Source organism: Clostridium sp. LBM24168, assembly GCF_052953915.1.
Genome location: NZ_CP196861.1, coordinates 1,094,538 through 1,109,364 on the forward strand (window position 1 = coordinate 1,094,538; position 14,827 = coordinate 1,109,364).

General features: G+C 31.1%; 16 protein-coding genes. 12 read left to right on the forward strand and 4 right to left on the reverse strand.

Annotation, left to right across the window (positions count from 1 at the left end; all coding sequences use genetic code 11):
- The first annotated feature begins 2 nt into the window (after window positions 1–2).
- From ACSVC9_RS05420 to ACSVC9_RS05450, 7 genes are read left to right on the forward strand one after another with little or no spacing between them, the layout of a single operon-like run.
- Complete coding sequence (locus ACSVC9_RS05420; RefSeq protein ID WP_446899326.1) at window positions 3–269, forward strand: YggT family protein; 267 nt, start codon at window positions 3–5, stop codon at window positions 267–269.
- Between the two features lie 3 nt (window positions 270–272).
- Window positions 273–1,046 (forward strand): YlmH family RNA-binding protein, encoded by a 774-nt coding sequence (locus ACSVC9_RS05425; protein WP_446899327.1) that lies wholly within the window; start codon window positions 273–275, stop codon window positions 1,044–1,046.
- Window positions 1,047–1,064: 18 nt separating this feature from the next.
- Complete coding sequence (locus tag ACSVC9_RS05430) at window positions 1,065–1,715, forward strand: DivIVA domain-containing protein (protein WP_446899328.1); 651 nt, start codon at window positions 1,065–1,067, stop codon at window positions 1,713–1,715.
- Window positions 1,716–1,774: 59 nt separating this feature from the next.
- Entirely contained in the window at window positions 1,775–2,845 is a 1,071-nt protein-coding gene (gene aroB / locus ACSVC9_RS05435; protein ID WP_446899329.1) for a 3-dehydroquinate synthase, read from the forward strand.
- 24 nt (window positions 2,846–2,869) lie between these two features.
- Window positions 2,870–3,559 (forward strand): 5'-methylthioadenosine/adenosylhomocysteine nucleosidase, encoded by a 690-nt coding sequence (locus tag ACSVC9_RS05440; RefSeq protein ID WP_446899330.1) that lies wholly within the window; start codon window positions 2,870–2,872, stop codon window positions 3,557–3,559.
- A 29-nt stretch (window positions 3,560–3,588) separates the two neighbouring features.
- Window positions 3,589–4,044, forward strand: coding sequence for a signal peptidase II (gene lspA, locus ACSVC9_RS05445; RefSeq protein ID WP_446899331.1), 456 nt, complete (start codon window positions 3,589–3,591; stop codon window positions 4,042–4,044).
- Window positions 4,034–4,945, forward strand: coding sequence for an RluA family pseudouridine synthase (locus tag ACSVC9_RS05450; RefSeq protein WP_446899332.1), 912 nt, complete (start codon window positions 4,034–4,036; stop codon window positions 4,943–4,945). The genes lspA and ACSVC9_RS05450 overlap by 11 nt, the downstream gene beginning before the upstream one ends.
- Before the next feature lie 21 nt (window positions 4,946–4,966).
- On the opposite strand, the gene ACSVC9_RS05455 is transcribed toward ACSVC9_RS05450, so the two are convergent.
- The 4 genes from ACSVC9_RS05455 to ACSVC9_RS05470 all read right to left on the reverse strand — a co-directional run bounded on the left by ACSVC9_RS05455 (window position 4,967) and on the right by ACSVC9_RS05470 (window position 9,543).
- On the reverse strand, window positions 4,967–5,734 hold the full coding sequence (locus ACSVC9_RS05455) for an exodeoxyribonuclease III (protein WP_446899333.1): 768 nt from the start codon (window positions 5,732–5,734) through the stop codon (window positions 4,967–4,969).
- 4 nt (window positions 5,735–5,738) lie between these two features.
- Window positions 5,739–7,043 (reverse strand): uracil permease, encoded by a 1,305-nt coding sequence (gene uraA / locus ACSVC9_RS05460; RefSeq protein WP_446899334.1) that lies wholly within the window; start codon window positions 7,041–7,043, stop codon window positions 5,739–5,741.
- A gap of 43 nt (window positions 7,044–7,086) precedes the next feature.
- On the reverse strand, window positions 7,087–7,620 hold the full coding sequence (gene pyrR, locus ACSVC9_RS05465; RefSeq protein WP_446899335.1) for a bifunctional pyr operon transcriptional regulator/uracil phosphoribosyltransferase PyrR: 534 nt from the start codon (window positions 7,618–7,620) through the stop codon (window positions 7,087–7,089).
- Between the two features lie 186 nt (window positions 7,621–7,806).
- Entirely contained in the window at window positions 7,807–9,543 is a 1,737-nt protein-coding gene (locus tag ACSVC9_RS05470) for an Rqc2 family fibronectin-binding protein (RefSeq protein WP_446899336.1), read from the reverse strand.
- A gap of 153 nt (window positions 9,544–9,696) precedes the next feature.
- Between ACSVC9_RS05470 and dapF the strand changes: the two genes are divergently transcribed.
- The 5 genes from dapF to ACSVC9_RS05495 all read left to right on the forward strand — a co-directional run bounded on the left by dapF (window position 9,697) and on the right by ACSVC9_RS05495 (window position 14,816).
- Window positions 9,697–10,518 (forward strand): diaminopimelate epimerase, encoded by an 822-nt coding sequence (gene dapF / locus ACSVC9_RS05475; protein ID WP_446899337.1) that lies wholly within the window; start codon window positions 9,697–9,699, stop codon window positions 10,516–10,518.
- Window positions 10,518–11,594 carry a hypothetical protein gene (locus ACSVC9_RS05480; protein WP_446899338.1) on the forward strand — a complete coding sequence of 359 codons (1,077 nt, stop codon included), beginning with the start codon at window positions 10,518–10,520 and terminating at the stop codon, window positions 11,592–11,594. The genes dapF and ACSVC9_RS05480 overlap by 1 nt, the downstream gene beginning before the upstream one ends.
- 155 nt (window positions 11,595–11,749) lie before the next feature.
- On the forward strand, window positions 11,750–13,171 hold the full coding sequence (locus tag ACSVC9_RS05485) for a GspE/PulE family protein (RefSeq protein WP_446899339.1): 1,422 nt from the start codon (window positions 11,750–11,752) through the stop codon (window positions 13,169–13,171).
- A gap of 11 nt (window positions 13,172–13,182) precedes the next feature.
- Complete coding sequence (locus ACSVC9_RS05490; RefSeq protein WP_446899340.1) at window positions 13,183–14,382, forward strand: type II secretion system F family protein; 1,200 nt, start codon at window positions 13,183–13,185, stop codon at window positions 14,380–14,382.
- Window positions 14,383–14,399: 17 nt separating this feature from the next.
- On the forward strand, window positions 14,400–14,816 hold the full coding sequence (locus ACSVC9_RS05495; protein WP_446899341.1) for a type II secretion system protein: 417 nt from the start codon (window positions 14,400–14,402) through the stop codon (window positions 14,814–14,816).
- The last annotated feature ends 11 nt before the right edge of the window (window positions 14,817–14,827 follow it).

Genomic DNA, 14,827 nt, shown 5'->3' on the forward strand with positions numbered 1-14,827 from the left:
ATATGATAAGCAGTACTTTAAGAGTTGCACTAGAATTACTTTTTAGATTTTTGGAAGGTGCTATATTATTGGATGTAATATTATCATGGGTAATGCCGGGAGGTAGAGGAGGTTTTATAGAATTATTACACGTGTTTACAGAACCTTTCATGAAGCCCGGAAGAAAGCTCCAGCAGAAAATTATGCCAGGACTTATGATAGATTTTTCTCCTATAATTGCATTTGTTATAATTGACATATTAAGAGGAATTATATTCTCTATATTGTAAATTATGAATAAAAAGGAATTTATAAGTGAATTAAGTTTATTTCATGAAAATATTGTGTCTAATATATATGATAGAATAGTGCTAGCAAAAAAAACAGGCAGGAATATATATACTAATGAGTTTTATACTCCAAATATATGGAAAATGATTAAAAGTATGGAGAACCAAATCGACTTAAATGTATTTAGCTATGGAATATTTGAGGATGCCGAGAGAAGAATGATTGCGTTTTCTAGAAATGAGATAAAAGAGTATCCTATTGATTTGATGAGGATAACTTCAAATTGTAAATTTTCGAGACTTTATCATAGAGATTATTTAGGAGCACTTATGTCTCTTGGATTGAAAAGAGAAAAATTTGGTGATGTGATATTGAAGGAAAATGGATGCTGTTATATGGCTTGTTCCAGGGATATAAGCAAATACATAGAATCTAGTTTTACTAAAGTTGGTAATTTGAGTTGTAAAGTAGATATTTTAGATTTAAATGAGGTTGAAATACCAAACTATGATTTTGAATTTATTACTATAAATGTTTCATCTATGAGGCTCGATTGTATAGTTAGTTCTCTTTGCAATTTGTCCAGAAATAATGGTGAGACACTTATAAAAAAGGGAAAAGTGCAAGTAAATTATTTTGAATGCAATAAAAAGGACAGTGTTTTGGATTGTAATTCTACAATAGCTATAAGAGGATATGGTAAGTTTAAGCTTTCTGAAAGGGTTGGCATTACAGCAAAGGGAAGAATTAAAGTTCTTGTAAAAAAATTCAGTTGATTTGAGGTGTTATATATAATGGCAATAACAACTTTAGATATAACCAATAAGGAATTTAAGAAGGCACTTAGAGGTTACAACATAGATGAAGTGGATGAATTCCTTGACAAGATAGCAGGAGATTATGATGCTATTTGCAAAGAGAATTCAAATTTGAAAGATAAGTTGAAATCAATCGAAGAAAGGGTAGATCATTACAGTAAAATGGAGAATACCATACAAAGTACTCTTCTTCTAGCTCAAAATGCATCTGAACAGGCTAAAGAAAATGCAAAAAAAGAAAGTGAACTCATAATAAAAAATGCAAATGAAACTTCAAAAAAAATAATAGATAAGGCACATGGGGATGTCATTGAGATAAATGATGAATTTGAAAGAGTAAAGCAGGAGTTTACTAAATTTAGAACTAGGTATAGGAATTTTATGGAATCACAGCTAGAAATGTTTGATGACATGGAAAAAAACTTTGTAAAGGAATATAATATAGGTTATGAGCAAAATGAAAGTAAAATTACACAGGAAGTGCCTATAAAGGAGAAAGAAATAGAAGTCATTTCACAAAATGATGTGGAAAGTAGTAATGACAGCCAGACTGATCAAAGTATTGAAGAAGAAGTTCCATCTGATGATGATGAGCTTGAAGAGATTAAAAATTTCTTTGTAAAATGATGAAAAGGCCACTCTTAGGAGTGGATTTTTTGTTGATATTACTGTAGGGTGGTGTAGTTGTGAAAGAAATACAGGTAAATTCGCAAAATAATGATTATAAAATTTGTATAGACAGAAATATTGATGGATTTTATAATTTAATTGAAAAATACAGCGGCAGAAAAATATTTCTTATTACGGATGACATAGTATATAAATTACATAAAAATGTAATACAGGATTTTAAGAAAAAGCTAAACTGTAGGGCATTTCATTTTCAACATGGTGAGGAAAACAAGAGTATTCACACTGTAAGCAGTATATATGATTTTTTGCTTAAAAATGAAGCAAACAGAGGAAGCATTTTGATAGGAATTGGCGGAGGACTTGTGGGAGACATAGCAGGTTTTACAGCCTCAACATATATGAGGGGAATTAAATTTATAAATATTCCTACTACCATGCTATCTCAGATTGATAGCTGTATTGGGGGAAAGGTAGGATATAATTTTGGAGGAGTAAAGAACCTGGTTGGAAATTTCTTCAATCCTGAACTCGTATACGTATGTCCTTATTTCTTAAATACACTTGATGGTGTACAGTTTAGAGATGGATTAGGTGAGCTTGTTAAATATGGAATTATAGATTCTGAAGAATTTTTTAATTACATAGATGTTAATTCTGACAATATACTTAACAGGGACAAGAATGTGCTTTTGTATATAATAGAAAGGTGTCTCACTATAAAGAAAGATGTTGTGGCAAAGGATTTTAGAGATACTGGACTCAGAAATATACTTAATTTTGGACATACTATAGGTCATGCAGTTGAAATATCATCTGATTTTAGAATATCCCACGGTGAAGCAGTCGCACTTGGAATTCTGACTGCATTGAAGCTGTCTGAATATAAATTCAATATATCTCCGGATATATATATTTCCACACTGACTCTTATAAAAAAATTGGGTCTGCCTACAACGTATAAAATAAAGGACTATACGTCATTTTTGTATGCAATAAGGCATGATAAAAAGAATAACGACAGTATAAGATTTGTACTAGTTGAGGGAATAGGAAAATACAGGATAAAGGTGGAAGTAGAAGAGGGAGAAATAAATAGAGCACTTAGAGAATCAATAGATAATTAAAAGTGAATTGGAGAGGATGATTTTATGACGATTGGAATTATAGGAGCAATGAATGAAGAACTGGAAATTTTATTATCTGATATGGATGTTAAAAAAGTTTATGAAAAGGCAAATATGAAATTCAATTTTGGAAAGGCATATGGCAAAGATGCAGCAGCAGTAGTATGCGGAATAGGAAAAGTAAATGCGGCTGTATGTGCGCAAATACTTATAGATGAATTCAAAGTGGATAGAATAATAAATGTAGGTATAGCTGGAGGGCTTGGAGATGAGGTATATCCTGGAGATGTTGTGATTGCAGATAATCTTGTACAGCATGATATGGATGCTACTGCCTTTGGAGATAAACTTGGACAGATTCCAAGGCTTGATACTTATGAATTTAAATGTGATAGTTCATTGATTCAAGAAGCAAAAAAGGCCTGTGACTTTCTTGAGGGTAAAAATAGTTTTACAGGTAGAATAGTAACAGGAGATCAATTCATATCCAGTGGAGAGAAGACCAAATGGCTCCAGACTGAGTTTGGCGCACTTGCCTGTGAAATGGAAGGTGGAAGTATTGCTCAAGTATGCTACTTGAATAATATACCTTTTGTAATTATACGTTCCATATCCGATAATGCAAATAATGGTGCACATATGGAATATGAAAAGTTTGCTCCTATCGCTATAAAAAATTCTACTGAAATATTGAGGCGAATGCTTGAAGATTAAAGTACTTTCTATATACCGGGAGGAGTTTCATGACTATATTTATAATAGCAGTAGGATTGATACTAGACAGGATCACCAAATTGTGGGCTATAAATAGCTTATCCACTATATCTGAAGTTACTATAATAGAGAATTTTTTTTCATTCTTCTATACTGAAAATAAAGGAGCTGCCTTTAGTATTTTCCAGGGCAGAACTACATTTTTAACTATAATGTCTATGATTGTAATGTGCTTTATTATATTTTATATTGTGAAGTACAGACCCAAGGATAAATTTGTGAAGATAAGTTTGGCTCTTATAATAAGTGGTGCCATTGGAAATTTGATAGACAGGATAAAGTATAAATATGTAGTTGATTTTATATCTGTTCACTACAAGGATATTTATTATTTCCCGATATTCAATGTGGCTGATATCCTGGTGGTAATAGGAACACTGATTCTTGCAGTCTGTTTGTTGAGGGATGAAAGACATGGAAACTAGAAATTTTTTATTTAAAGAGAATTCAAATCCAAGGCTTGATGTTTTTTTGAACAAACAGTTTCAAGACAAGTCCAGGTCATATATACAGAAACTCGTAGAAAAACAGCTTGTAGCCGTAAATGGAAAGATAAGAAAGAGCAATTACAAGCTTAAATTTGGAGATGAGATAGCTGTAATTTTGAATGATCCTGTAAAATTGGATGTGGAGCCTGAAGATATAAGCCTTGATATATTGTATGAGGACAGTGATGTTATTGTGGTAAATAAGCCTCAGGGAATGGTGGTGCATCCGGCAGCAGGTGTAAGAACAGGTACGCTTGTAAATGCCCTTTTGAATCACTGCAGTGATCTGTCCGGTATAAATGGAGTTACACGTCCTGGGATAGTCCACAGGATAGATAAAGATACATCTGGCATACTTGTAGTGGCTAAAAATGATGCCGCACATAATATACTTGCAGAACAGCTTAAAAATCATTCCATGACAAGAGAATATATAGCCATGGTTGAAGGAATTATAAAAGTTGATGAAGGGACTGTAGATGAGCCACTTGCAAGACATCCTCGAGACAAGATAAAGATGGCAGTTGTCAGAAACGGCAAAAGAGCAGTTACACACTATAATGTAATTAAGAGATTCAAGAACAATACTTTAATTAGGTGCATACTTGAAACTGGAAGGACACATCAGATAAGGGTCCATATGGCATATATCGGACATCCGATAGTAGGTGATCCCGTATATGGGTATAAAAAGCAGAGATTCAATTTAAATGGCCAGCTTCTTCATGCTCAGAAACTTGGATTTATTCATCCGACATCGGGAAAATATATTGAATTCAGGTCTGAACTTCCGGATTATTTCAAAAGGATAATAAATATTATGGAGAACAGTACATAAAAGCATGTTCTCCATTGATATTTATCGTGATTTTACATTTATCATAATTGGACAGTGATCCGATCCAGGTACATCCGTAAGTATTCTTGCATCTTTTATTTTTGAAAAAAGGTTACTGGATACAAAATGGTAGTCTATTCTCCATCCTGCATTTCTTTCCCTGGCCTTGAATCTGTAACTCCACCAGGAATATTCTATTTTATGTGGATTTATATATCTATATGTATCTATATATCCATTTTGTATGAATTTATCAATCCACTGTCGTTCAATTGGGAGAAAGCCAGAACGATTTGAATTTGCCTTTGCATTTTTTATATCCATTTCAGTGTGTGCAGTATTATAATCACCGCATATTACAAGTTTTTTACCCTCAGCTACAAGTTTGTTACAGTAATCCAGTATTGCATCATAAAATTTCATCTTGTATTCTAATCTTTCATCACTCATCTGGCCGTTTGGAAAATATATATTCAGTAATGTGAAATCAGTAAATTCAAGTATCAGTATTCTGCCTTCACTGTCAAAGCTTTCTATGCCGATACCGTGTCCAACAGACAGTGGCTTGAACTTTGTATATACTGCTACGCCGCTGTAACCCTTTTTTTCTGCAAAACTGAAGTAAGAATAATAACCTGTTATGTTTCTTAGTTTGTCCTCCAGTGTATTTTCCTGAAGCTTGGTTTCCTGGACACACAGTATATCTGGATTTTCTTCATGTATCCATTGAAAGAAATTCTTTCTGCAGATTGCCCTCAGGCCATTTACATTCCAAGAATATATGTTCATAGTTCTAAGCTCCTTTTTTTATGGAATTATTTAATTCGGCAGCACTGTTTTCTGGAAGTATTAGATTTAAAATTATTCCTATGAGAGTTGCAAGAGCAACACCTGACACTTCAACTTGAGATCCTCCTACAATAAATTTTAAAGATGCACCACCAATTCCAACAACTATTATTACAGAAGCTAGTATCAGATTTCTGTTTTTACTGAAATCTATTTTATCTTCTACAAATATCCTGAAACCTGAAGAAGCTATTATTCCAAATAACAGTATGCTTACACCTCCTATTACAGGTATTGGCATGTTTTCAATCAGTGTGGCTACAGGTCCTATGAAGGATAAAATTATAGCTATTATTGCTGCACCACCTATAACCCATACACTGTAAACTTTGGTTATTGCCATGACTCCTATGTTTTCTCCATAGGTTGTAGTCGGAGGACCACCGGCAAAACCTGCAAATATCGTGGCAACACCATCACCAAGTATGGATCTGTGTAAACCTGGATTTTTTGTAAAATCTCTTCCAACTACATTGTTCGTTACATAGATATGGCCTATATGCTCTGCAAGAGTTACAAATGAAACTGGAGCCATAAGTATCATTGCACTTGTGCTGAATCTTGGGAATATAAAAGGTGGAAGCTTGAAAATACTGGTACTAAGTATGCTGTCTATTGTCTGCTTTGAAACTACACCAAGAGTCAGGGCTGATACGTACCCAACAATTATAGCTATTAATATAGGTATTACTCCTAAAAACCCTTTAAAGTACATACTTCCAATTATACCCACGACCAAAGTGATTATGGATACTGTCATCCATGCCCATCTTGGAATATTTTGCATTTGATCTGTTGTATAGGTTGGATTTAGACCTGCCCAATTTATGGCAGTACCTGCAAGCCCAAGGCCTATTACTATTACTATGGATCCGACTACTACAGGTGGAAGTGCTCTGTTAAGCCAATTGACACCGCAAAATTTTATTATGATTGCAACAACTATATATACGAGTCCGGCGGATATTACACCAGAAAGCATGGCTCCAGTTCCATAATTTTTAGAAGCTATAAGTATTGGACTTATAAAAGCGAAAGAAGAACCCAGATAAGCAGGAAGCTTGGCTTTTGTACAGAGTATGTATAAAAGTGTGCCGATTCCACCACAAAATAAAGCTATGGATGGACTCATGCCAGTAAGTATTGGTACAAGTATAGTAGCTCCAACCATGGCAAACAGGTGCTGAAAGCTAAGTGGTATAGTAATTGGTATAGGTAACTTTTCTTCTACATCTACAAAATTTTTCATTTATATACACTCCTTTTAGTCTCTCAGGACTATTTTAAAAGTTTTATATTTCGTAAATTTTAACTGAATCATTATTATCTATTTCTGAAATTTCTACAGATATTATTTCGCTTCTTGAGGTAGGAATATTTTTACCTACATAGTCAGCTCGTATTGGGAGTTCTCTATGGCCTCTGTCTATTAATACAGCCAATTGTATCAATTTTGGTCTCCCGGAATGAATTATGGCATCTATTGCCGCCCTTGCAGTTCTGCCGGTGTAGATTACATCATCCACCAATATGATTTTTTTATCTTCTACGTCTATCAAATTTGCTTCTTTTATTAAAGGATTATCGGAAATATTAGTTAAATCATCTCTGTATAAACTTATATCCACACTTTCAACTTTAAGACGTATGCCTTCTATATTTTCTATATTTTGGGATATCCGTTTGGCAAGAGGATATCCTCTTCTTTTGATTCCTATAAGCAGTACATCTTCTATACCTTTGTTTTTTTCAATTATTTCATGAGATATTCTTGTAAGAGTTCTTTTCATTGCTTTTTCATCCAATATAAGTGCCTTTAATTTCAAATTGTTATCACCTCCTTATTCTATAATGAGACTACCGTAAATAAAAAGCCCTTCTCAGTGAAGGGCATAGTAATCTTGTTAAAAATATATAATTACCTTGCTGATCTCACTGGATCACTTAAAGGAGAATAATCCTAGTACATTATAAAATATATAATATTCAAATTCAAGTTATTCAATAAAGTTTTATTGAATTTGATTTATGGCAGGTTTTTCAGGTGATACGTATATAGTTTTATTTGTATAATAAATTACCATTCCAGGTCTTGCTCCATTTGGTTTATGTACATTTTTTACTTCGGTGTAGTCAACAGCAACTTTGGAAGAATTTTTTGATTTGCTGTAATATGCTGAGAGCGCGGCAGCTTCTTCAAGAGTTTTGTCAGGTATATTTCCAAAATTTTTGATTATTACATGAGAACCAGGAATGTTTTTGGCATGAAGCCATATATCCTTTCTATCTGCAAATTTTAGGGTCAAATTATCATTTTGAAGGTTATTCTTACCTACATATATTTCTATTCCGTCACTGGAAATAAATTTCATAGGCTTTGAATGCACGGGATTTTTAATTTTACTTGAACGTTTATATCGTATATAGCCACTTTCTATAAGTTCCCCTTTTATTTCTTCAATATCTTCGTAGTTATCTGCATTCTTTATATTTGCGAGTACGGAATTCAAATATTCAATTTCATCATGTGCTAATTTTAACTGATTTAATGAAGCTTTTTCTGTTTTTTTAAGCTTATTATATCTTTTAAAGTACTTCTGAATATTTTCTGAAGGGGTTTTGTTCTCATCTAGTTTTATATCTACATATTCTAATTCATTGCTGTAGAAATTTTGAACATGGATAGACGAATCCCCTTTTTTTATTGCATAGATATTTGATGTTAGAAGTTCTCCTAATATTCTATATTTGTTTTTTGTTCGGGCTTCTTCAATATTTTGAGTCAATATTTTTTCTTTTTTCAAGCAGCGTTCTAAATTTATATTTATTAATTTCTGAAGATCTGAACTTTTGTTGTTTAATCTATCAGATTTATCTTTTTGAAAATAAAATTCTTCGAGAAGTCTTGACGGTGAATTATATACTTTATATTCTTTATTATAAATATATTGTAATTTTAGGCAATAAAAGTCTTTTATTTTTCCATTTTGAAGATAGGAACTAAAGTGGAAGCTGTTGCTCCTTACACTACTGAATATATCAACAGAAAAGTGAAATAGGTTATTAACCCAAGTAGAAGCAGTTATATTGTATCTTTTTAAGAATAGTTCATATAATTCTTTTGAAAATGTAGTGCTTATTCCAGTAAAAACGGTTGAAAAAACTTTTCCATCGCATTTTATGATATTGACCGAGATAAATTTTTTGAGTTCTTCTAAATTGAAGTTCAATGGATTTAATTTAGAAGAAGATGGAGGAAATTTGTAATTTATTCCTGGATATATGGATCTCACCGAATTTACTTCAGAGGTTATGTGTTTTATACTATCCATTATCATATTATCCCTTTTGCGAATTAAAGTTATATTACTGTGCCTTCCCATTATTTCTATAATTAAAGTATATATGCTGTTGAATCCCATTTCGTCCGAACTTTCAAAATCTAAGAATATTATTCTGTCCATATCTAGCTGATGTATGTCTATTAATTTTCCTGAATTTATATGTTTCCTTAAAACCATACAGAACATTGGTGCTTTTTTAGGGTTCGTTTTATTTATTTCAGTAAGATGTATTTTAGGATAAACAGGACTTGCGCTTATTAAAAGTTTATAATTTTTTCTTCTGTTTTTTATTGTTAATATTATTTCATCCTTTTCCGGCTGATTTATTTTTTCAACTCTTCCACCAAGTAAATTGTCAGTTAATTCCTTTAATACGCTATAAATAAAAATGCCATCTAAAGCCATATATTTCATCCTTTCATATTCATGTATTTATAAATTATATCATTTTAGATTTTTAAAATAAAGTTAATGGATATTTATTGATTAAACATTAATCCAGTAGTAAACTTAAACCAAGTACTATTTTGTGAGAGTGGGATGGTGAATAATTAAAATATGGAATTTACTAAAATTCAGGGAAGTGGAAATGATTTTATTTTAATTGATGATAGAAAAAATAGTTATATTGGTAAGGAAAACAACCTTGCTAGAAAACTTTGTGATAGACATTTCGGAATAGGTGGGGATGGCATATTATTGATACGAAAAAGTGAAGTTGCTGCAATAAAAATGGTTATAATCAATTCAGATGGTTCTTATGCCGCAATGTGTGGGAATGGTATAAGATGTTTTGCAAAATATGTGTTTGACGCTGGACTGATTGAGGAAAATCCAATGAGTATAGAGACGGGTGATGGTATAAAAAAAGCATTTTTGAAACTGAAGGATGGAATTGTGGATAAAGTTACAATAAATATGGGAAAGGCTTTTTTTGAACCAGATAAAATATCTATAGATCATGAAGGCGAAATAATAGATAAAAAAATTAACATCAGTAGTAGAGAATATAGGATTACTTCAATGCTCATGGGTGTTCCCCATACTGTTATATTCGGGAAATTGAAAGATTATAATGTAAGTGAGGGAAAATATATTGAAAAATATAAGATTTTTAAAGAAGGTACTAATGTAAATTTTTGTGAAGTAATAAATAACAGCAAGATTAAAATTAAAACCTGGGAGAGAGGAGCAGGGGCCACTCTTGCTTGTGGTACCGGATGCTGTGCATCTGCTGTTGCAGCTAATAAGTTGGGATTTACGGGTAAAAAAGTTGAAGTTATAGTTCCAGGTGGACATCTTTTAGTAGAAATAAAAGAGGATGGCGTTTTTATGACGGGTCCTGCAGAGGTTTCGTTTAAAGGAGAATACAGAATTTAATGAAACATTTTACCAGAAATATTTTTTTAATAATAATATTTTTTACAATAGCTAGTGTTTTTACTGGATGTGATGAAAAAGGAGATAAAATAAAAACTCCATTGATGCCTAAATATTCTGATGTAGTTGTTGTTAAAAGTAATAATGGGCAAAATGTAATTTTTAATTTAAAAGAAAAGACTTTAAGTGAAACTGGCAAAATTAACAATATTTTGGATATGGCTTATAATTCCGAAAAGTCGATATATGCGTATATAATTGGAAAAGTAAAAAATGGAATGGTTAGCGGAAATAAAATTGAAGTTATTAATGGTAAATTTAAGGTGGAGTTGAATGACTTTTTTTCTGCCGGAGATATTAAATTAAGTCCATTTGGGAGTAAAATAGCTTTTAGAAGCTATACAGATGATTCAATAAGCAGTGCACAAGGCATGAGAGTATACGATATAGAAAACAATAAATATGTGAAACTGAAATCAGAGGTTTTGATTTCAGGGAATCTATACAATTGGCTGGATGAAAATAGACTGATCTATTACGGAAATATTCCTGGAAGACAAAATTCTAGTAATATATATATATATGATTTAAAAACAGATAGTGAAAAAATTTATCTTGAAGATACTAATGGATATTGTATGTATTTTACAAATATAGATGGTAACATTTTATATATATCGGGTATAGGTGATGACCTGTATTTGTATTATTATAGCAAAGAAAATAAAAAAGTTATAACGGTAGATGATGATATAGCTAAAATATATGGAAGTGTGAAAGATTATAAAAATGGCAGCATATTTTTTATAGCGGAGCAGAAAAATGGTGTTTCAGCTATCTATGAGTTTTCTTATAAAAGTGGCAAGCTTAATAGAATTACCTATGATTTCCCAAAGTCTATAGGAATATCTTCTGGAATTGCAGAGGATGAAGCAGGAAATATATATTTTGTGGGTAGTTATGGTGGAAATTCAGAAGATAAAATGGATATATTTGTATATAGTAAAAAAGATGGATCTATAAGTCTATTGTCAAATTATGAAGATACATATAAAATTTATGGGAATCAACAATAAGAGTTAAAAGAAAATCCAGTGCCGAAATAAAAAAATATTTTGACATTGGATTTTTTATTTTTAAAATATGGATTTAAATTGATATATAAGTTTAAAAAGAATATTCCTGGCAATAATATCAAATACAAATATTATTAGAAGGGGAGGCTAATACAATGAAAGAGATGGATCTTAGAAATATTAGAGTAGATGCAAATCTATCTAAAATATTGCCAGAAGAAATAGCTAGGGAAAATTGCGTGATGGCTTTTAAGAATCTGGATGATAAAATTTATGTAGCTATAGATAAACCTCCAAATTTTCACCTTAGAGAAAAATTAAAATTTATACTCAAAAAAGATATATTGTTTTTTAAATCTGAAAGGAAATATATTTTGAAGTCTATAGACAATTTATATTGTCGTGAAAAACTGAATTGTGCAATAAATAATATTGAAGGTAGCAACGTGAGATTGTCTGGACAAGAGACTCCAGAGTTTATGAACTCTCCGGTAGTAAAGATAGCAAATTATATAATTCAAAAAGCCATAGATGAAAGAGCAAGTGATATACATATGGAACCATTTGAAACTTATATAAATATACGATTTAGAATAGATGGTGTTATAGATCAATATGTGAGAATACCACAAAATATATACTCTTTTATATGTATACGAATTAAAATAATGGCAAATTTGAATATATCAGAAAAGAGAATACCACAGGATGGAAAAATGATATTTTCAAAAGGCGAGAAAAATTATGACATAAGAGTATCCACACTTCCTACCATTTATGGTGAGAAAATTGTACTCAGAATACTTTATAAGGACAAAAATATATTAAATCTTGGAGGCCTGGGATTTTCTCAAGACGATACAGACAGGATAAAAAAAATGATCCACTATGCAAATGGTCTCATCCTAATTATAGGACCGACTGGAGCAGGTAAATCTACTACGATGTATTCGCTTATCCATAATATAGATAGCAAACAAAAAAATATAGTTACGATTGAAGATCCTGTAGAATATGCCATGGAAGGAATAAATCAAGTCAATGTAAACAGCAAGATTGGAATGGATTTTGCTACAGGACTCAGAACTATTCTAAGGCAGGATCCAGATGTTATTATGATTGGTGAAATACGTGATGAGGAAACTGCGAAAATAGCAGTTAGGGCTTCTATAACAGGGCACCTTGTATTGAGTACACTCCATACAAATAGTGCAGAAGAAGCTGTATTTAGACTTGAAAATATGGGAGTACCATCATATTTTATAAAAGATGCTTTAGTAGGAGTTATATCTCAGCGGCTGGTAAGAAAATTATGTCCTCACTGTAGGGAAACCTACAAAAAACAAGATGAAAATTATCGTGAAAATTTTCTAAATATTGATAAAAATCAAATATTATATAAAAGCAAAGGATGTTTTAAATGCAACTATACAGGATATCTTGGAAGGACTGTATTGTATGAAATAAATTCCATGAGGTATGACAGTCTTAATAGTAATTCAATAAAAGATAATTTTATAAATCTTATAAAAACAGGGATTACAACTATAGATGAAATAATTAAATTGGGTATTTAAGAGAGGTAAATATGAGGGTGATAAAATATTCCGCATTAAATTTATATGGAAAAAATATTAAAGGAAGCTGTGAATATGATAAACTTGATGAAGTAAAAAGAGAATTCAGGAAAAAGGGTTTCTATATATACAAAATATCTAATAGGATACAATGGAATAAAATATTATGTGTAAAACCAAGCTTAATGGATATATCTATTTTGTGTAATAAATTAAATATGATGATGGAATCTGGAATAGGAATATCAAAAATGTTTATGATACTGGAAAAACAAAGTCATAATAGTACTTTAAAAAATGTTTTGTCCAATATGAAAAGACAGTTAATGCAAGGAAAAAGTTTATATTCAAGTATGAAAAATTTCAGTAATATATTTCCATACTATATGATAGAAATGATTGGTGTTGGTGAGGAAACGGGGAATCTTGAAAAAGTATTAAAAGAATTATCTAAATATTATGAACGTCAGTATAAGATATATGCAGATTTAAAATCTGCTTTAATCTATCCTGCAATAACCTTTATAATGTCAGTTTGTATTATAGTATTTCTCATGAATAATACCATTCCAGAATTTATAAACATACTTCAAGCAAATAGTGCCAGGATTCCTGCTGCAACTAAATTGATTATAGATATATTTGATTTTTTAAAATCATACTTCATGCAAATAATTTTAATGTGTATTGTTTTAGTATTTATCATATATAAGTGGTCTATAAGCCATAGAGGTAGATATACTCTCGATATAATAAAAATTAATATACCTTATTTTGGAGAACTGTACAACAAAATCTTAATGTTTAAGATATCATCTTCTATGAAAATGCTTAGTATTTCAGGTGTAAATGTTTTAAAGGCACTTTATATAACTTCAAAAACATTGGGTAGAAGAAGTGTTATGAGTAAAAGAATAATTAATTCAATCGATATTATAAGGTCAGGGGAAAGTATCAGTTCTACTTTTAAAAAATGTAAAATAGGAAATGAGATGTTTATATATATGATAAAAACTGGTGAGGAGTCGGGAAGGCTAGAGTACATATTTAATAAATTGGAATTTATATTTTATGATGATGTTTATAGAAGCTTGAAGAGTATGGTAAAGATAACCGAGCCTATAATTATAATATTTTTATCATTTTTTATTGGTATTTTTATAATGGCAGCTATAATGCCTATATTTAATATAATGGATTCATTTTCTTAAAAGAAAGGGGAATATTTATGAAAGAAAAAAGAAATTCAGTTTTTGGCGGTTTTACATTAATAGAACTTCTACTTGTTGTTTCTATAATTTTAATTCTAATGGGTTTTTTAGTCCCTAAGTTTTCAGGTTATGAAAGTAAGGCGAAAACGGCCAAGGCAATTAATACTGCAAAACAACTTCAAACAGCTGCTATGGCTAGTTATGGCGAAAATGATGGTACGTTTATAGATGAAGATGTAAAAAATTGTGTAGTTCAGCTTACCTCAGTACAGGAGCCTGATGTATCAGATGTAGTAAGTAATGGAAAGAGAATAAGTATTAGTTATAAAAGCGATGATAAAAGCTATAGGGTAGATATAGACGCAGAAGAAAATGAATATACAGTGAATGAAATTAATGAAGGGAATTCAGTTAAAAAGATATTTCCAAAATAGATATTGATTTG